Origin of the sequence: Burkholderia sp. AU30198 (genome assembly GCF_020419825.1) — a bacterium.
In the GTDB taxonomy this organism is placed as follows: Bacteria; Pseudomonadota; Gammaproteobacteria; order Burkholderiales; family Burkholderiaceae; genus Burkholderia.
In genome coordinates, this window is sequence record NZ_JAIZSA010000001.1 from 873,488 (window position 1) to 892,664 (window position 19,177).

Sequence of the window (19,177 nt, forward strand, 5' to 3'; positions counted from 1 at the left end):
CGCTCGCCTGTTCCTTTCACGCGGCGCGGTTGCGCCGCTACCGGAGACTTCCATGAAGATCCTGATCGTCGGCGGCACCGGCCTCATCGGCGGCCATGCCGCGCTGCACCTGCACGCGCAGGGCAACCACGTCACGCTCGCCGCGCGCAAGCCGCCCGCACCCGGCAGCGCACTCGCACAGTTCGACGTGCTGCTGCGCGACTACGTGGCCGGCAACTTCACGCGCGATGACCTCGCGCCGTTCGACGCGGTGGTATTCGCCGCCGGCAACGACATCCGCCACCTGCCGCCCGGCACCGACGAAGCCGCGCACTGGGAACGCGCGAACGTCGACGCTGTGCCGCGCTTCTTCGCGCTCGCGCGCGACGCGGGCGTGAAGCGCGCGGTGCTGGTCGGCAGCTTCTATCCGCAGGTTGCGCCGGCGCTCGTCGACACGGTGCCGTACGTGCGCTCGCGCCATCTCGCCGACGAACGCGTGCGTGCGCTCGCGACGCCGTCGTTCGCGGTGTGCAGCGTCAATGCGCCGTTCGTCGTCGGATCGGTGCCGGGGCTGCGCAACGAGATGTTCGCGGCGTACACCGGCTATGCGCAGGGCCAGTTCACGGGGCTGCCCGTGTTCGGGCCGGCCGGCGGCAGCAACTTCATCTCGACGCAATCGCTGTCGGAAGCGATCTGGGGGGCGCTGCAGCGCGGCGAAGCGGGCAAGGCCTACCTCGTCGGCGACGAGAACCTCAGCTTCGCCGACTACTTCGCCGCTTTCTTCCGCGCAGCCGGCAATCCGCGGGACGTGCCGTCGCTCGACCAGGAGCATCCGCTGCTGCCCGACATCGCGATCTACACGGGGCGCGGCAATGTCGTGTCGTACGAGCCCGATCCGGCCGACAGCGCGCTGCTGCGCTACCGGCGCGGTGATGTGCAGCGCGCGGTGGACGAAGTCGTCGCGCATTGTCGCGCGCAGTAAGCGAAAAGCGCGTGCGTGGCGTGGATGCAAAAACGTCCCGCCGCCGGCGATCGATGCCGGCGGCGGGACGTCGGGGGACGTCTCCGCGTCTGTAGATACTCGGCGAGTACGACCTCGCAGTCGGTATCAATGCACTTACTTGCCCAACGCGTTGACCCAGCCCGGACCGATCGGCGCATACCCCGCGGTGCCCGCCGCCGCGGCCCGCGCATTGATACCGAAATCAGGCCACGCGGGATAGTACTGACTCGACTTCGCCTGAGACGTGCCGGCTATCTTCGCCGGGCCGGACGTACCCGTCGAGCCGGTCGTCGAGCCGAGCCTGACGATGCCGAAGTACGGCTCATAAATGTTCGTGCTGTTCGGCAACGACAGCGCCATGTCCGAATAGCAGTATGCATACACCGGACCGTATGCGCCCTTCGGTTGCTGCGCGATCCATGCCATCAGCGCGCGATATTCGCGCGCCTGGTTGGCCTGTGTCAGGAATGGCGCATTCTGCATGGTCCGGAAATTGGCGTTCGTGTATTGCGTCGATGAGCCGCCAAGTTGCCCGGTGAAGTTGGTCGCACCGTCCGTACCGGTTGTGGGTGCACCGAACTCGGTAAGCGCAATCGCCTTTGCGCCGTCACCCGCCGCATTCATCTGATCGCGCAGGCTCGTGCCGGTATAGCTCGAAAACGTATTGCCGCTGCTCGACGGCCACGCGTACGACGGCGACGTGAAGGTATGCCACATCAGGTTGAACGCATTCGAGTATTGCGGGTACGTGGTGTTGAGCGTCGTGCTCGGGCATTGGTCGGGCGCCGATTGCCAGTCGTCGGAATAGCAGTACGGGTGATGCGCAAGTGCATCGAAATATCCCTTCGCGCCGCTCGCGTACATCACGGCCAGCCAGTCGCGCGGATCCCACTGCGTCGGCGCGGGATAACCCGGATTGGTCGAGTTGACGAGCCCCGCCACACCATTCGACGGCAGCGCGCCGCTCGTGTTGTTCGGATACGTCGTACAGGCCGCGCTGCCGCCCGCATACACGTAGGCACCCGGATTCGCCTGCTTGATCGCCGGGTAGGCGCTCTTCAGGATCTGCGAATACAGCACCGGATCGTGCGGCATGAAATCGATGCCGCAGTTCGGCTCGTTCCAGATTTCCCATGCATCGACCTCGCCACCGTAACTGTCGCTGCCGTAATGCCTGGCCGCTGCCCGGGCAAAGTTGGTGTAGAAGGTCGGATCCGGAGCGCACAGCCAGGATGAAACCCCGTTCGCTTGCTGATAGCTGCTCGAGCACTTCGAACTGGCAGCCCACGGCGGGGTCAGCAAGATCAGGCCCAGCACCCGCAGGCCGTTATTGCGGGCCGCACGAATGACCGTATCCGTCACGCCCCAGTTCAATCCGCTGCTGGCTCCGGGATTGGGATCATTGACGTCGATCGTGGTCTGAGAGGGTTGAATGCGCGCCCAGTTGATATCGATCCTGACCCAGCGGGCATTCGTCGCCGCGAGGCCGGCCATGTAGTTGTTGATCGCTTGCGTCGGGTCGTTGGCGTTGCGATTGATGATGTCGTTGATTTCGCTGCCCAGGTTGATGGCGGGCACAGGCGTATTGGTCTGGCCGATTGCGGGTTGGCCCGCCAACAGCGCTGCGATGAACGTGGTCCACCCCAAACCGGCCCGAGCCCGCGATAGCGCACCGCCAACTGCGCTCGACAGCCGTCTCATCGTTTTGAAAATCATCAAGGCACCCTCTGAGTGTGTATCAAGGTGCCGGCAACTTCGCTGCCGAAGGCACGGGCAAGACGACGGTGCCCAAGACGATAGCCGCCCCCGCGCACGAGTCCACGGCCTGGTATCGCTTGCGATTCGACAATTCCGGCCGGCTACCCAACGAGCACAACCGGTTTCGATTTTCCCGAACCTGCCGGCACGCAACCGTGCGCTATCGCACTCATCCGTCTGACGGATGTTGCCGATACGGCTGCAGCGACGCGCGTCGCTGCAAGCGACGGAAGTGCGCGTCGTGCGACACCAGGATGCAAAAACGTCCCGCCGCCGGCGATGGATGCCGGCGGCGGGACGTCAGGATGACGACGCGAATGCGAACCGTCAGGCGCCGATGCGCTGCGCGATCTTCTTCATCGTGTCGGTCATTTCGGCCGGCAGGCGCAGCTTCAGCGTATCGAACAACGCCGCATGCAGCTTCAGCTCCTCGCGCCATTCGTCGGCATTCATCGACGTCACCGCATCGAACTGCTCGCGCGTGAAATCGAGGCCATCCCAGTGCAGGTCCTCATACGCGGGCGACACGCCGAACGCATGATCGCCGCCACCGCCGGTGCCTTCGAGACGGTCCAGCATCCACTTCAGCACGCGCATGTTCTCGCCGAAGCCCGGCCACACGAACTTGCCGTTCGCATCCTTGCGGAACCAGTTCACGCAGTAGATCTTCGGCAGTTTGGCGCCCGCGCCTTCGAGCTGCTTGCCGAGCTTCAGCCAGTGCGCGAAATAATCGCTGACGTTGTAGCCACAGAACGGCAGCATCGCGAACGGATCGCGGCGCACGATGCCCTGCTGGCCGACCGCCGCGGCAGTCGTCTCCGAGCCCATCGTCGCGGCCATGTACACGCCTTCGACCCAGTCGCGCGCCTCGGTCACGAGCGGCACGGTCGTCGAACGGCGGCCGCCGAAGATGAACGCATCGATCGGCACGCCGGCCGGGTTCTCCCAGTCGCCGTCGATCGACGGGCACTGCGCAGCCGGCGCCGTGAAACGCGAATTCGGATGCGCGGCCTTGCGGCCCGTTTCCTTGCCGATTTCCGGCGTCCACGGGTTGCCCTGCCAGTCGGTCAGCTTCGCGGGCGGCGTGTCGGTCAGCCCTTCCCACCACACGTCGCCGTCTTCCGTCAGCGCGACGTTCGTGAAAATCACGTTTTCGGTGAGCGTCGAGATCGCGTTCGGGTTGGTCTTCACGCCGGTGCCCGGGGCGACGCCGAAGAAGCCGGCTTCCGGATTGATCGCGTACAGTCGGCCGTCGCGGCCCGGCTTCAGCCATGCAATGTCGTCGCCGATCGTCGTGACCTTCCAGCCGTCGAAGCCCTGCGGCGGAATCAGCATCGCGAAGTTGGTCTTGCCGCACGCGGACGGGAACGCAGCCGCGACGTGATACTTCTTGCCGGCCGGCGACGTCACGCCGAGGATCAGCATGTGTTCTGCGAGCCAGCCCTGATCGCGGCCCATCGTCGATGCGATACGCAGCGCGAAACACTTCTTGCCGAGCAGTGCATTGCCGCCGTAGCCCGAGCCGAAGCTCCAGATCTCGCGCGTTTCGGGGAAATGCACGATGTACTTGACCGGGTTGCACGGCCACGGCACGTCCTGCTGGCCGGCTTCGAGCGGATGACCGACGCTGTGCACGCACGGCACGAATTCGCCGTCCTCGCCGAGCACGTCGTATACCTCGCGGCCCATGCGCGTCATGATCCGCATGTTCACGGCGACGTACGGGCTGTCGGACAGTTCGACGCCCACGTGCGCGATCGGCGAGCCGAGCGGGCCCATCGAGAACGGCACCACATACAGCGTGCGGCCGCGCATCGACCCGCGGAACAGGCCGTTGAGCGTCTCGCGCATCTCGGCAGGCTCGATCCAGTTGTTGGTCGGGCCGACGTCGTCGCGCGAAGCCGCGCAGATGAACGTGCGATCCTCGACGCGCGCGACGTCGGACGGATCGGATTGCGCGAGATACGAGTTCGGGCGCTTCGCCGGGTTCAGGCGCGTGAGCGTGCCCTGGTCGACCATCGCCTGGCACAGCGCGTCGTTTTCTTCCTGCGAACCGTCACACCACACGACGCGCTCGGGCTCCGTAAGCGCCGCGATGCGCGACACCCAGTCGATCATCTTGCGATGTTTGACGAAAGCCGGCGGAGCGATCAGCGGGCCGTGTGTTGCTTCGGCCATAGTGTTTTGCGACATGAGGACGTCTCCAGATTATTGGGCGGGGATGGGGGATGCGGGACGAGCCCGCGAGATGGGGTATGCGATTGGAGCGCAGGAAGCGGCGGCGCGCAGGACGGGACGCGCGAGCGGAGCGCGCGTCGATGCCGCGATGCGAGCGAGAGAAGGTGATGTCTCTTTAGTAATTGCGAACGCGAGTTTCGCCATACAAGCAACCTGCCGTACAACTCCATGACGGCCAGCATACCATCGCCGTTATTCAGCAAACGTTGCGTTGCAACAAGAAACAACTATGTCGGCGAGCCGGCACGCCGGTTGCCTGTGAGTCCTTTTTACAGCGCCATTGCGCGCGCTTTGGGGACGAAATGTCCGGAACGGCCGTCCGGCAAGGGTTTGGCGGGAGCGGAAAAATCGGCCTGCCGCTCCCGCCTATGGCAACCGCGAAAGCAAGTTGCGCGAATTCGCGTTTTCGCTACTGCGGGAAACCCCGAATTAGGTTGCGTACACAAACATCTGACGTGAATGCGCGGCAAGCGCCCCTGCTCAAAACGGTGCGCCCGGCAATCCGGGGTAATACGCGCCCGCTGCCATCCCGCCGTCGACGGCCAGCTCGGCGCCGTTGCAGTACGACGCTTCGTCACTCGCGAGGAACAGCGTCGCGCGTGCGATCTCGTCGGGCAGGCCGACACGTTGCAGCGGCACGTTCGCATAGTGCTTGTTGATTTCCTCGAGCGGTGCGCCGGTCGGGTTCGACATCGCGGTGTTCACGCCGCCCGGATGGATCGAATTGACGCGCACGCCCTGATGGCCGAGTTCGAGCGCCGCGACCTTCGTCAGCCCGCGCACGCCCCACTTGCTCGACACGTACGCGGCCAGCGCGTTCACGCCGCGCAGCCCGTCCACCGACGAGATGTTGACGATCGACCCGCTCTTCTGCGCGATCATGTGCGGCGCGATCGTCCGGATTCCGACGAACGTCCCGACGAGATTGATCGACACCGCGCGCTCGAAATCGCGTTTCGACAGTTCGGTGATGCCGCCGAACATCAGCACGGCCGCATTGTTGACCAGCACGTCGATACGGCCGAACTGCTCCATCGTCGCGTCAGTCACGCGCACCCAGCTCGCTTCGTCGGCGACGTCGAGCCGCATGAAGCGCGCCGCGTCGCCGAGCTCGTGCGCGAGCGCTTCGCCTTCCGCGTCGAGCACATCGCCGATCACGACGCGCGCGCCTTCCCCGACGAACAGCCTGCACGTCGCCGCGCCCATGCCACGCGCACCGCCCGTGACGATCGCTACCTTTCCTTCCAGTCGACCCATGTCGTCCTCGCTTCGATTCCGGTTTGCCGGCTGCTGCCTACGCGCATGCGTGAGCGTGCTGGCCGGATCATGATTGACGTGCGGCCTGCGCCGCGCGCCGTCGGCTTCCGCAGTCAGCCCCAGTAAGCCTGCCCACCGTCGAGCGGCAGCGTCGCGCCCGTCAGGTATGCCGCGTCGCGGCTCGCCAGAAACACGATCGCGCGCCCGATGTCCTGCTCGCAGTCGCCTACACGGCCGAGCGGAATCGTGCGGAAGAACGCGGCGGCTTCCTGCGGATTCGCGTCGACCCAGCCTTTCAGGCCCGGCGACAACGCATGCGGTGCGACCGCGTTCACGCGGATGCCGTCCACGCCCCATTCGCAGGCCGCCGCGCGCGTCAGCGCGCGAATCGCCTCCTTGGTCGCGGCGTATGCGCCGTAACCCGACGCATCCCAGCGCACCGCGGCCGACGATGCAAAATTGACGATCACGCCATCCCCCCTCAGATACGGATGGCACGCACGCATCATGCGTAGCGTCGCGATCGGCCCCGATTCGAGCCCCGCCATGAAATCCGCGTCGGTCACGTCGAGCAGACGGCCGAGCGGCACGACCTGCGCGTTGTTGATCAGGATCTGCACGCCGCCGAACCGCGCGACGACGTTGTCGACGCACTGCGCGATCTGCGCGGCGTCCATCACGTCGCACACGAACGGCTCGGCCACGCCGCCGCGCGCGCGGATCGCTTCGCAGGTCGCGAGCAGCTTGTCGCGGGTACGACCGACCACCGCGACGCGCGCCCCTTCCGCCGCGAGCGCCTGCGCGACGCCCTGGCCGACGCCCTGCCCCGCACCCGTCACGAGTGCGACCTTGCCTTTCAGGATGCCCATGCGCGCACCTCAGGCGACGATCGCCGGATGCGCCTGCACGGGCCCGCCGAGCAGTTCGCGGTACGACGGCGGCTGCTTGCCGTCGAGATCGGCGATGCCATACTGCAGCGCGGCTTCCGCACCGACGAGCACCTGCCCCGACAGCGCCATGCGCTGCGGATCGCCGTGGATCGCGTGAATCACGCGGCCCGTGAATTCCGGGCTTTCCGCGACGAGCGAGAATTCCTTGTACAGATCCGGGTGTTCTTCCCACACGCGCGTCGTGCGCTCGGTGCGCAGCGGGCCCATCCAGATCGACACGGCCGCGACGTCGAACGGCTTCAGGTCGACGGCCATGTCCTTCGCGAACTTGTCGACGCCGGACTTCTGCGCGCCGTAGGCCGCGCCGTGCATGTAGCAGCTCGCGCCGAACGACGACGTGAACGCGATCAGCCCGCTGCGGCGCTTCGCCATCAGCGGTGCCGCGTGCCAGCTCGCGACATAGGCCGAACGCAGCCCGACATCGAGGATGTTGACGAGGTCGAGCGACTTCTCCCAGAACGGGCCCGGCAGGATCAGTTGATCGTGCAGATAGGTCGCGTTGTTGACGAGAATGTCGAGCCGCCCGCTTTCGCGCTCGATCCGCTCGAACAACGCCTTCACCTGCGCGTCGTCCGCGTGGTCGCAGGCCACCGCGATTCCGCGGCCGCCGAGCGCATCGATCTCGCGCGCGGTCTCGTGGATCGTGCCGGGCAGCGGCGCATCGCCTTCGTTCTGCGAGCGGCCCGTGACGTAGACGGTCATGCCGGCCGCGCCGAGCGCGCGCGCGATGCCCTTGCCCGCGCCGCGCGACGCGCCCGTCACGACGGCGACCGGCGCATCGTGGTTCTGTGTCATGTTCGATGTCTCCTGTGGAATGTGCGCCACGTGTGTAGCGCTGGCGTGCGTCAGGCGGCCGGCGGCTGCGCGCCGGCGAACAGCACGCCCGGTGCATTGCCTTCGTAGCGGGCCGTCAGCGTCGACGTGACGACGCAACGCGTGCCCGCGATCTTCCATTCGCCGTCGACCTTCCGGTATTCGTCGTCGTAGTACGCGCCGAGCTGCGTGAGCATGCGCGCGTTCGTGTCGATCATCTGGTAGTGCAGGCCCCACGTGCCGCGTGCATGCGTGTCGTCGAGCACGACGATCTCGGGATTCACGCCGTGGTGCATCTCCACGATGTGCGGATGGCAACCGAGTTGCGCGAACACGTCGACGAGCGCGTCGCGCGTGTCGAACGTGCCGATCCGGCCGTAGTCGATGTGCACGTGGCCGGGCGCGAAGCAGTCGCGCATCCCTTGCGGATCCTTGCGGTCGCAGCTCGTGAAGTAGCGCGCCTTCAGCCGGCGGATCGCGTCGGCGTCCTCGAGCCGGCGCACGCGCGCTTCCAGCGATTCGATGAGGGTCATCCTGTCTCCTTGTTCGGTGCCGGCGCGGTTCGAACGCCGCGTCGATGCCACGTTACCGCCGTGCGCTGCACCGGCCATCACCCGTTCGGATGAAATCCGTGATTCGCTTCGGCAGCGCCGTTTGCGTGCGGCAACGGCGTTCGTCCGAACAGACGATGTGATGCCCCGGGCTTCGTTCCTACCATCGAGCGACACCACCACGAGACCCGGCGATGGACGACACGACCCGCACGCTCCACGAGTACGAGCAGATCCGACAGCTGAAATACCGGTATTTCCGCGCGGTCGACACGCATGACTGGGCGCTGCTCGCGGATTGCCTGACCGACGACTGCGAAGCACGGCTGTACGGCGGCCGCTATGCGTACGACGGCCGCGATGCGTTCGTATCGAGCCTGCGCGAACTGATCGGCAAGCCGACCTTCCTGACGATGCATCACGGCCATCACCCGGAGCTCACGCTGGTCTCGGCCGATCACGCGTGCGGCGTGTGGTTTCTCGAGGATCATGCGATCAATCTTGAGGATGACTACCTGCTGCACGGCACCGCGTTCTACGACGATCAGTACGTGAAGCGTGATGGCGTGTGGCGCATTCACGCGACGCGCCACGAGCGGCTGTTCGAAACCGTCACGTCGCCGATCCCGCCGTCGTTCACGCTGACCGCGAACCGGTTCGCGCCGGGCGCTCACCAGGCGGCTGGAACGCCTGAAGCCGCTTCCTGAACCCCGGCGGCAGCGCCGCCGATCCCGTCATTCCCCTGGAGCCGAAGCAATGGAGAAAGTCATTTACGTGTTGTGGCGCGACGCACAGGCCGCGCCCGATCAGTGGAGCCGCACGGTGCGCGCGCAGCTCGCCGACAAGTTGCTGTCGCTGGGTGCGCACGGCGTGCAGGTCAACGTCGCCGACGCGGAAGTCGCGCCGGCCGCCGGCCTGAAACAGACCAACACTCACCCGGGCATCGACGGGATCGTCGCGGTGTGGGTCGACAGTGCGAACGCGATGGTCCGCCAGCCGTTCGACGATGCGGTGCGCGCGGTCGCCCCGCACATGGCTGCGTATCTGGTGACCGAGTCGCAGCCGATTCCGAATATGCGCTTTCCGGCGCGTCCGGGCGAGCGGACCACGGGCTTCTCGCAGCTCGCGTTCCTGAAACGGCCGCCGCGCCTCACGCATGAAGCATGGCTCGACGTGTGGCACGGGCATCACACGCGCGTCGCGATCGAGACGCAGGACAATTTCCTGTACGTGCAGAACGTCGTCGTGCGCGCACTCACGCATGCGGCGCCTGGGTACGACGCGATCGTCGAGGAATGTTTTCCCGCTGCGGCGATGACCGATCCGCATGCGTTCTTCGATGCGGTCGGCGATTACGAGAAATTCCAGCGCAACGTGGCCGAGATGATGGACAGCTGTGGGCGCTTCATCGACTTCGACAAGATCGACGTGGTACCGACGAGTCAGTATGTCGTGAAGGCAGTGCGGGGATAAGCCCAGGCAATCGTCAGCGCGATCGCCTTCATCGCGATTGATTGCCGTGTTCGTTCCATTGCAAGCCGGCGGAGCGCTTGGGTGCGTCGCCGGCTTGTCTTTTTGCCGCTTCACGGATTGACGTGGTTGGCGTTGATCAACCTGAAGCGGTCGTTGCTGGCCACCGAGCGTCGTTATTCGTCGTTGTTGCGCAAGCGTTCCCGGCCCTCTTCAACTCACTCGAACTGACTGAAATCCACCGCTTCCTTGACGAACTTCCCCGTCGACAGGAGTGCGCTTTCGATGTCCGCGATGATGCGCGCGTTGTCGATCGTCGCCGTGATGAACAGCGCCCAGATATCGTCGTCTATTTCGTAGCTGCCCCGAGCGTATGTCCAATAGCTGAAGTAACGGTCCTGAGACCAGGCAACCTCGGGTTCATCAAGGCCGTCCGGATGCGGGACCTGGACAGAATGCAGCGCATCTTGCAGGATCGCAGCGACGTTTGGACAATCCACGGCGCGATGGTCGTCAAGTACCTCGACCAGAAGATCGCTGCCGTGAAATACCGGTCGGACGCGGAATCGAATCGGATTTTTCATGGTTCGTTTTATGCTCCCGTGCATCGGTGTCGAACGACTGCCTTTAGCCGTTTACCGGCACCCGCAAGCGGCAGCCTCCCACCTCAACGGCCTTTCATGTTCCTCGAAAGGGGCCACGCCTGGGTTACATGGGTCGCGTCAATGGCAACACACTTTCCTGCACCCAACAGCACTTCACGGCCACAAGAATTGGTCAGCCCCTTGCGACCATGATCTTGTTCTCGTGCCGAACCCCGTCCAGCTCAAAGTAAGCAATCCCTTCCTGCGTCATGCCACGGGAATGGTAGAAAGCGATTGCCTTGTCGTTTTGCGAGTTGACGCTGAGCCAGAACGAGCGATTTCCGGTTCTTTCCTCTGCGATGCCGCACGCATGCGTCAGCAGTGACGATCCGATTCCACGACCGGCAAAAGACGGCTGGACGTAGAGCGTTTCAATCTCGACGGGAACGTCCGCGTGGTGCGAACCCAGGCGGATGACGATATATCCGGCAAGATTTCGGTCTGCCTCGGCAACCCGCAGAACGACGCCGGGATCGTTCACCAGGGCCAGGATCCGTTCGCACGTAAAGGTCCTCAGCACATACTGGGCAATGACCTCGGATACGCCCGCCGCGGCATAGGCATGCACCCACACATGCGCGCCAAGCACGGCAATACGCGCGGCGTCTTCCCGCCTCGCTGTTCTGATCGATAACATCGCGTTCATCTCGTACTTTGTGCGGAAAAAGGCCGAACCCGGGCTGTACGTCGATTTTCCGGTTATTCGAGCGCCTGCGCGATCACCGACGCGAGCCCCGCCGGATTCTCCCAGGCCATCGAATGTCCCGCATTTTTCACGATCGCAACGCTCACCCCTTCCGCGGGAAGACGTTCGGTATCGACGTCGGGCAGCGAGCGCTCGCCAAACACAACGGTTCTCGGCATCTGCATCGCATAGAGCTGCTCACGCCAGCTGGGATGGCTGCCCTCGATGAGCGATACCGCACTTCGGTGAACGGCGTACGGCGCACTGGCCGACAGTGAAGCGGCCCAGATATCGCTGCCCTCGGCGGCGGATTCGGCTATCAGCGCTGCATGCCCGGTCTGCACATACACCACCTCCGTCATCGCCGCGATTTTTCTGCTGAAGAAGCCGCCGCCCGGCTCCAGATTCGGCTCGCCCAGCACGATATGTCGCACCCGCTCACCAAGCAGCGCCGATGCAGCAATGGCAACAGCGCCGCCCATGCTGTGCCCGAACAGGTTAAGTGACGACAGCCCCAAATGATCGGCCAGTGCCACGACCGTTTTGGCATGGTCCTGCATGCTGTAGGAAAAGTCCGTGGGGCGATCGCTGAACCCGGATCCAAGCAAATCGACCAGCACCCTCCGATGCCGCGACAATGCAGGCGCCGCCACGACGCCCGGATAGTCGCAGGAGGACGCGCACCCTATGCCGTGAACGAAGAGCGTCGGCACACCTTCCCCGGGGAGATCGTGATACCGGAGACCCCATGGGCCGTTCTTGATCGCAAAAGTCTTCATTTTCGATGGTCAACCTTTGACTGCAGCATCGGCTGCCCGTGCCGGTCGGATAGTCGGATGCGTCGCTGGCCGGTTCAAGCTGACGAGCGGGCGCAATAGCGGCGCGCCGTGTCGTCGCCGTCGCGCCAGACGGATGCTTATATTAAATCGAGCGTACGCAGGGATACCCGGGAATCTACACTGACAGCCCCGCTTCCACGATTTGGATCATGCATGGAATCGCTTGCCCCCTTCAGTGGTTCGAAGATTGCGCTCTTCAAGGACCGGGAAATCCTCGTCTATCGACGCGACGACAAACCCGACATCCCGTTTCCCGGCCTGTGGGATCTGCCCGGTGGAGGCCGGGAAGGTAACGAGACGCCCGAAGCGTGTGCGTTGCGTGAGCTCCATGAGGAATTCGGACTGACGATACCGGGCAGCCGGATCGGTTGGTCCAGGGTCTATCCGTCGACCCGGCCGGACCGCCTGCCGCACTGGTTCTTCGCCAGCTGGCTGAGCGACGCCGAAATCGCCGCGATCCGTTTCGGCAACGAAGGCCAGGAATGGACGCTGATGGATGTCGACGCGTATCTGCGGCTCACCGATGCGATCACGCATTTGCAGGCGCGCGTAACGGATTATTTGCGGCGTTGACGATGCACGATTTCCGGCGATTGGCGTGTGTCCGTCGAGTGTCGCCTGCTGGCCGACGCCTGCTCGATGCATTCGGCCGACGCCAACTGAAGCGCCACGCCCGGTTCCCGACAGCAAACGCTCGGCGTCATCTGACGCTTGCCGGCCCCGTTACAGGCCGCCCGCGGGACCAACCGGATTCGACCGGAACTAGCGCGGGCTCGCTGTCGATGCGTGCACGAACGCCGAAATCGCCGCCACGACGCCGTCCGCCAGCGGCAGATCCGGGTCCGAATAAGCGGCGAGGTTTTCTTGCAGCGCCGGCGTGCGGACCGCCTTGAGCACATGATTGGCGTCGGCGATCAGCGCCATTTCGGCCCGCGGATTGGCTTCCTTCAGAAGTTCCGCGTCCTGTACGGCAATCTGGATATCCCGCGATCCCTGCACGATCAGCACGGGTTTCGTATAACCGGCCAGCAGCGCTGCAGGATCGATGGTCAATTCGCTCATCAGGAAGCGCTGGACTTGCGGTCTGAACAACGGCATGAGTGCTGGATCGATCCCGGCTGCGTCGACCCGTTTCCCGGCTTCCAGCGATTCGAGGATCGACAGCGCATTTGCCAGGATCGGAGCATTGGCCGGGTTCGATTGCAGTTGTTGCCTCAATACCGGCCCGAGCGGGCGCCCCGCCGTCGACACCAGGATCAGGCCGGCAATGTCGGCCATTTGCCGTGCGGCCAGCAACGCCACCAGTCCGCCCTCGCTATGCCCCAGCACCCATACGCAGGAAGCCCCCGTCTGCGCACGGATCGCGGTTACCCACGAACGGACGTCGGCCGCGTACGCGTCGATCGTGACGTCATTGGCATCCGGTACTGCCGACGCGCTGCCATACATGCCGCGCTTGTCGATGCGAACCGACGCGATACCTTCATCGAGCAATCCTTCCGCAAGCAATCGGTAGGTCGACGCCTGAAGCCAGTCTGGTGCGTTGCCATTTCTGTCGGTCGGGCCGGAGCCCGGCACGATCAACACCATCGGGGCGCCACCGGTGTCCGGAGACACGAGCGTGCCTTTCAGCGGGCCGGCTGGGCCCGGTGCTTCGATTTCCGTCTGCATGGTTGATAAAGAATCTCTCGAATGAAGCGGGATAGCCATTGCGATACTTGCAAAAATAGCCGTCGCCATTGACTCCCACGTTACTTGAGACCGTTGATGCGGTTCGATTCAAGAATGGCGACGACGCGCTGGGAACACGGCAATCCATTGTCAACGATGAGGGCGGCCGCGTCGAGCGGCCGCACCGGCCGGTTGCGGCAGGCCGAGCCGCCCCCGCATCGGCCACCCCGGCTTCTCCATGGCGGCCATTCGCAAATCGGACTGCCGTGTGACGGGTATCACTTTACGGGCGGCCTCGATCGACATACGAGCGGGGCCACCGATCCGGCTGGCCCCAACCTGTCGCCCGTGCCGCGGTTGCTAACGCATCCGGTCGCTACGTATCATCGCGGCCAGGATATATCCGGCGATTCGCGGATTCTCCTTGATGCGCCGGGTGCTGTAGCCATACCAGTCCCGGCCGTACGGCACATAGACGCGCACATTGAAGCCTTGCGCAAGCAGCGCGTCACGCGCCGGTTCGCACACGCCCAGCAACATCTGGAATTCGAACCTTGACCTGTCGATCCGCTCGCGTTGCAGCCAGCCGGTCAGCGCATCGATCAACTGTGCATCGTGGGTGGCAATGCCCACGAACGATCCCGCCTGTATTGCAGTCGATACGTGTCGAACGAAGTGCGCATTGATCGCCATCCGATCCCTTGACGCACCGTCGACGAGATGCGCGTTCGCCTCCGCATAAATTCCCTTGCAGATACGCATGCGGCTTTTGCGCTCAAGCAGAGGAACGATGTCATCGTTCGTGCGCTTCAAATACGCTTGCAGTGCGATTCCGATCGCATAGCCTTCGGCTTCGAACTTCGAAAACGCATCGAGCGTTTTCCGGGTACAGCGAATGTCTTCCATGTCGATGCATGCGCTGATCCCGTGCGCGGCTGCCGATCGCAGTATCGCCGAGACGCGCGCAAGACATGCGGCTTCGTCGAGATGCAAGCCGAGTGCGGTCAATTTGATCGAAAGCTCGGCGGGTTCATGCGCTGAACCGAGCGCATCGACGAGATCGAGATAATCGCGAGTCATCGACTCTGCGTGTTCAGGCGATAACGCCGTCTCGCCCAACACATCGACGGTGGTTCGGAAGCCTGCCGCGTGAAGCGCCCGGATGCGCGTATGCGCATCGCAAAGCGTTTCGCCGGCGATATAACGGCGGGAGATCCGGCGGATCAGCGAACGGGGGACGAGCGGGATGGCATGAGCCGCCATCGTATTGAGAATACGCATGTTGTGGTCTCTGGAAAACGCAGTCGCACGAATACAGACACGATCAGTCAATTCGAACGACATCGCCGGACTGTCGTTCATCACAGTCCGGGACGAATACCAAGGCCGATGCAATCATTGCATCGCCGCGGGTTTTCAGTGCGTTTTCGAGGGAGGCCAGGCAGCTGCGTACATGATTCGAGTGGGAGCTGTTGCGGTTCGCTACGGGTTGGTCGATGCCGGCTTTCGCCAGGTCACTCAGGCATCGCGAATCGTAGCACGAGCACACGAACGATGGTCGTGTGTCGAACGCGAAGGCGTTCAATCGTTTCGTCCGCCACGCGCCGTCACGCAGCGGCGACGGTTTCATCCGATCCGCGGTTGCATTTCAGTGCCAGTCACCGGCGAATCGACGCGGCTGATAAGTCTTCCCATTCCAGGTAAACCGCGCGGATTTGCCTGACGCGGCCTTGCCCTTCGGACGCACAACGAGGTCGTAATGCGCGTTGGTCATGCGAGGGCTGAACGACAGCACGGAGCGAACCTCCGTCGTGTTTTCCGCATCGCACGCGTCCTGCTGTGCGTCGCCCGGATTTTTGCCCTTCCCCATCTTCCCCGCCTTCTCCTCGACACACGCCGCAGCCCCGTCCTTGTCGTAGGTCCACCAGTCGGTCGTTGCGGTGAAGATGGGCATCACACGCGCATCGGCATAGCGATACAGGCTCAGTATCTCGGTCGAGTCGCTATGCGAGGTCGACGTGTAGTTATCGTTGAAACGAACGCCGAAGGCGGTTTCCTGCGCACTGACTCGGTACGGAATCACGTCCATGGTCAGGGATGGATTCCATAACAGCGGTGACGTATCGACGCGCTCGCTTCTATCGCTGGCGAGCAAATGGAACCCTTGCCCGTCGCGGGTCAGGACACCCGTCCACAACTCCGCGTCGACGTTCTCGGTCGAACGCTGGACCAATGCGGACACGACCCACAGCGGCCCGGAAGCCGATGGCCCATGCGCCCAGGGCGACAGCGCAACACCCTTGACGCTGTCTGCCGGCGCCGGATTATTGGCCATCATCGTACGCAACGCAGCTTGCTGCTGATCGTCGTCGCTCACGTCGCTCGCGGCAAACGTGCCATGTGCACCCAACGCCAGGACGAGCGTCAGCACCGTTTGCGCGCAAAGGCGGCCTTTCCTGCCTGTTCTGTCGCCCGCGCATGGCCGTCCCGGGGACGATTCTGCTCCGCACACTTCCCGCATGCCGCTCAACATGGCTCGTGGACTCCTCGTCAATATTTTTTCCGACCGGTTTCAAGGATGGTAACGACATCTTGCATACAGACATGCCGAACAAGCGCATCGCCGCTCATTGGCTTTCTGCGCGACCTCGACGTTTCAATCCGCGCATGTCCATTGGATTCTTTCGACGTCGAAGCGAAATGGCAAGGGATCGGTCGACGGAATCGGAAAGACCGGCGGGACGTCATCCGGATCCGACCACCCGTACCCCGACGTTCGAATATGCGAACCGGGCACGCTCGGGTGCCCGGCCGACGGATAGTCATAGCATGACCACACTTGGTACATGCGCCTGTTCTCGAACAGGAAATGTGCGAGCTGCCTTTCCTCGATGCCCTGCAATACGGCCTCGAGGTCGCGCCCGGCTCCGCCCACGTTGCCCGACCCACGCTCGGATCTGACGACCCGGCCATTGACCACGCGTATCGCCCAGAAGGTACCCAGGCCCGCCCGGGCGGTCGGGACAGGACCGAACGATCTCCAGATCATGTCTGCGATGGCGCGCAGCTTTGCCAGATCGCCCGTCGCAAGCACGATGTCCGAGCGACGCGTGATCGCGGACTGCGTCTTGCCCTCGATCGATTGCAAGTCGAACTCGATCACGGACAACTTGCCGCTATCGAAATCAACCCGTCTCTCCGTCGTTCCCCCCAGACCGCCGTGGGAGACAGTGAACCCGTGGCGCAACTGCTTGAACGGGGCCCCGTCCGGCATGGGATCCGATGAGCAGTTCGTACCGCACGCCTGCTCGGCGGCATCGGATCCGATTGCCGTTCCGGGCACCAGCCGTACCGTTCCCGGCTGGCGTGCGTCGACGGAATGCAGGTAGCGCTCGAACGTATCGACCTCGGCTGAAAAACGACGCTCGATACGACGCTGCTCGAGGAACTGGCTGCCCGGGTCCCGGGCACTCAACGTCGCGGCGACACGCTGTGCGGCGTTTTCGGCCGCGCTATTGATCTGGTAGCGGCGCTGGGCGAATTCGCCATACGTCAGTTTCCGTCGCGAGAGACCGATGGCAAGCCGGCGGATCTTCGCCTCGGCGATACCGTTGAACTCCGCTCGTTGCAACACCATCGATTGCGCCATCGGTGTCAGCGCCGGCGACGTCAGGTCGATCTCATGTTCGTGCTTGACGCACGCGTCACGAAGCGCAATCCATTTCGCGATCAGCGGCAAGTCGGCGCGCGCCGGAAAGAGATCGAGCGCTGCGTACGTGTACGGCGTGGGTGTCGACGGATCGTGAAAAATCTCGATCTTGTCGCGGATCGGGTTCAACTCCGGCGCAGACATGGCGGCCGCACACGCGTTGCGCCACGCGTCGAACCGCGCGTCGATCGTTTTGTACCCGTCGGCCGCCGCGTCGTATTGGCGTTCGGCAGCCGAAGCGGGCGGCACCGCCGACGGCCCCCGCATTCCATACGTCGCGACGCTCGATGGCGCCGTACAGGCCGGAATGGCCGAGCCGGATACGCAACCGGAAAACGGATGGGTCGATACAGCGGTATGGGTCTTGCAACCACTCAGCAGCACCATCACGGCGATCGCCGCGGCCTGTCTTCTCATCGTGCAATCCTTCAGGCGGCCCCTCTCAGAGAGCCCATGCAGTTTTCTTCAAGTTTGACTGGGTGGGCGTTGCCCCATCGAGCGCATGCCGGATACGTCGAACAGACTCTCATGAATCTGCATGGGATAGCGCCTCGTCTCGCGCCAGGTTGGCGTACAGTATTTCGTGTCCCCAAGCGCCCCGATCCGGATTGACGCCGAGCCGCCGCGGCGATTCAACTCATGGCGCCTTGGCCAAAGCCAGAATGGCCTTCACCGCATCGTCCTCGATTCCCTTGATGTCCGACGGGAACCGATTTCTTTGCGGTATCAACACGACAAGCCCCTCGATCTGCGCCGTAACCAGTGCGGCTCTCCGGGTGAGCACTGCCCGCGACAGCGTCGGGTTCACGGCTTCGATGAATCCAGCGATCACGGTCCGTTGAAACCCGTATCCCTCTTCAAGCATTTTCCGCGCGAATTCCTGGGTCTGGGCCAGTGCCCAGAAGTTCACGAACAGGCTTTGGTTCTTGGGCTGCTTGCCGTCTTCGAGCAACAGTCTGACCACTTTCTCCAGCCGGCCCTCGGGTGTCAGGGAGGCGTCGGCCCGCACGCTCTCGTACGTATTGGCGTACGCGTCCCTCGTCTCGGCAAGGATCGCCTCGAAGATGTCTTCGCGGGTGGGGAAATAGTGTTGCAGGTTCGACAGCACCAATCCCGCTTTTGTCGCGACCTTCCGCATGGTCAGCCCACCGTAACCCTCGACGATGAAGATCTCGAGCGCACTGGCCATAATTTTATTCACAGCGTTCTTGCCACGTTCGGTCAAGACGCGCCCGCTATCGAGAGCCGCCCTCTTCAAGAATTCCTCCTGCTGCGCGATGAGCGAATGCCCGGGCGATGGTGCCGGTGACGCGTCAACGCCGCTGATGCCCGGCCGCATACCGACTGCGTCGTGCCCGCTCGATATGCGTCACGCGGGGATATGGGTCGATCGACCGGATTTTGCAAAACATCGATACCTGACATTGAGTCGTGTCGGTTCCACTGCAGGGGCCGAACGGCCGAACCTGACGGCGACATTCTACGCAGGATCGGAAATCCGGGGAGAGGCACCGATATCGATTGGCGAGCGTACACGGGACTTGCTCGATACTCGTCACAAAATAGGTCGAGTGACATATTTTCGTCGATGCGCCAGAACGCCCCCACTC

Annotated in this window: 18 protein-coding genes; 4 read left to right on the forward strand and 14 right to left on the reverse strand. The window is 63.7% G+C overall.

Annotated elements, in window-relative coordinates; genetic code table 11:
* Window positions 1-52: 52 nt before the first annotated feature.
* On the forward strand, window positions 53-961 hold the full coding sequence (locus LGN19_RS03735; RefSeq protein WP_226213275.1) for an NAD-dependent epimerase/dehydratase family protein: 909 nt from the start codon (window positions 53-55) through the stop codon (window positions 959-961).
* Between the two features lie 135 nt (window positions 962-1,096).
* Here LGN19_RS03735 and LGN19_RS03740 read toward each other — a convergent pair whose 3' ends face one another.
* The 6 genes from LGN19_RS03740 to LGN19_RS03765 form a co-directional block, all read right to left on the reverse strand.
* Window positions 1,097-2,698 (reverse strand): cellulase, encoded by a 1,602-nt coding sequence (locus LGN19_RS03740; RefSeq protein ID WP_413227183.1) that lies wholly within the window; start codon window positions 2,696-2,698, stop codon window positions 1,097-1,099.
* Between the two features lie 369 nt (window positions 2,699-3,067).
* Entirely contained in the window at window positions 3,068-4,933 is a 1,866-nt protein-coding gene (locus LGN19_RS03745) for a phosphoenolpyruvate carboxykinase (GTP) (protein ID WP_226213277.1), read from the reverse strand.
* A 525-nt stretch (window positions 4,934-5,458) separates the two neighbouring features.
* Window positions 5,459-6,235, reverse strand: coding sequence for a glucose 1-dehydrogenase (locus LGN19_RS03750; protein WP_226213278.1), 777 nt, complete (start codon window positions 6,233-6,235; stop codon window positions 5,459-5,461).
* Between the two features lie 113 nt (window positions 6,236-6,348).
* Window positions 6,349-7,104 carry an SDR family NAD(P)-dependent oxidoreductase gene (locus LGN19_RS03755; RefSeq protein ID WP_226213279.1) on the reverse strand — a complete coding sequence of 252 codons (756 nt, stop codon included), beginning with the start codon at window positions 7,102-7,104 and terminating at the stop codon, window positions 6,349-6,351.
* 9 nt (window positions 7,105-7,113) lie between these two features.
* Window positions 7,114-7,980: an SDR family NAD(P)-dependent oxidoreductase gene (locus LGN19_RS03760; protein WP_226213280.1), complete on the reverse strand. Its 867-nt coding sequence runs from the start codon at window positions 7,978-7,980 to the stop codon at window positions 7,114-7,116.
* A 50-nt stretch (window positions 7,981-8,030) separates the two neighbouring features.
* Window positions 8,031-8,531: a nuclear transport factor 2 family protein gene (locus LGN19_RS03765; RefSeq protein ID WP_226213281.1), complete on the reverse strand. Its 501-nt coding sequence runs from the start codon at window positions 8,529-8,531 to the stop codon at window positions 8,031-8,033.
* Between the two features lie 212 nt (window positions 8,532-8,743).
* Here LGN19_RS03765 and LGN19_RS03770 point away from each other — a divergent pair, with 212 nt between their 5' ends.
* On the forward strand, window positions 8,744-9,256 hold the full coding sequence (locus LGN19_RS03770) for a nuclear transport factor 2 family protein (protein WP_226213282.1): 513 nt from the start codon (window positions 8,744-8,746) through the stop codon (window positions 9,254-9,256).
* 49 nt (window positions 9,257-9,305) lie between these two features.
* Window positions 9,306-10,022, forward strand: a complete 717-nt coding sequence (locus tag LGN19_RS03775; protein ID WP_226213283.1) for an EthD domain-containing protein — start codon at window positions 9,306-9,308, stop codon at window positions 10,020-10,022.
* 215 nt (window positions 10,023-10,237) lie between these two features.
* Here LGN19_RS03775 and LGN19_RS03780 read toward each other — a convergent pair whose 3' ends face one another.
* From LGN19_RS03780 to LGN19_RS03790, 3 genes are all read right to left on the reverse strand, one after another.
* Entirely contained in the window at window positions 10,238-10,603 is a 366-nt protein-coding gene (locus LGN19_RS03780) for a hypothetical protein (protein ID WP_226213284.1), read from the reverse strand.
* 193 nt (window positions 10,604-10,796) lie between these two features.
* The gene (locus tag LGN19_RS03785) at window positions 10,797-11,300 is read right to left on the reverse strand and encodes a GNAT family N-acetyltransferase (protein ID WP_226213285.1); all 504 of its coding nucleotides are present in this window, start codon (window positions 11,298-11,300) and stop codon (window positions 10,797-10,799) included.
* Window positions 11,301-11,362: 62 nt separating this feature from the next.
* A complete protein-coding gene (locus LGN19_RS03790; protein WP_226213286.1) occupies window positions 11,363-12,127 on the reverse strand; it encodes an alpha/beta fold hydrolase in 765 nt (254 codons plus the stop codon).
* A 213-nt stretch (window positions 12,128-12,340) separates the two neighbouring features.
* Between LGN19_RS03790 and LGN19_RS03795 the strand changes: the two genes are divergently transcribed.
* Window positions 12,341-12,760: an NUDIX hydrolase gene (locus LGN19_RS03795; RefSeq protein WP_122947109.1), complete on the forward strand. Its 420-nt coding sequence runs from the start codon at window positions 12,341-12,343 to the stop codon at window positions 12,758-12,760.
* A 189-nt stretch (window positions 12,761-12,949) separates the two neighbouring features.
* Here LGN19_RS03795 and LGN19_RS03800 read toward each other — a convergent pair whose 3' ends face one another.
* The 5 genes from LGN19_RS03800 to LGN19_RS03820 all read right to left on the reverse strand — a co-directional run bounded on the left by LGN19_RS03800 (window position 12,950) and on the right by LGN19_RS03820 (window position 18,906).
* A complete protein-coding gene (locus LGN19_RS03800; RefSeq protein ID WP_226213287.1) occupies window positions 12,950-13,858 on the reverse strand; it encodes an alpha/beta hydrolase in 909 nt (302 codons plus the stop codon).
* Window positions 13,859-14,218: 360 nt separating this feature from the next.
* Entirely contained in the window at window positions 14,219-15,220 is a 1,002-nt protein-coding gene (locus LGN19_RS03805; RefSeq protein WP_319000616.1) for a proline dehydrogenase family protein, read from the reverse strand.
* 286 nt (window positions 15,221-15,506) lie between these two features.
* Window positions 15,507-16,289, reverse strand: a complete 783-nt coding sequence (locus LGN19_RS03810) for a hypothetical protein (protein ID WP_226213288.1) — start codon at window positions 16,287-16,289, stop codon at window positions 15,507-15,509.
* 225 nt (window positions 16,290-16,514) lie between these two features.
* On the reverse strand, window positions 16,515-17,984 hold the full coding sequence (locus LGN19_RS03815; RefSeq protein WP_226213289.1) for a hypothetical protein: 1,470 nt from the start codon (window positions 17,982-17,984) through the stop codon (window positions 16,515-16,517).
* Window positions 17,985-18,204: 220 nt separating this feature from the next.
* Window positions 18,205-18,906, reverse strand: coding sequence for a TetR/AcrR family transcriptional regulator (locus LGN19_RS03820; protein WP_226213290.1), 702 nt, complete (start codon window positions 18,904-18,906; stop codon window positions 18,205-18,207).
* Window positions 18,907-19,177 lie beyond the last annotated feature (271 nt).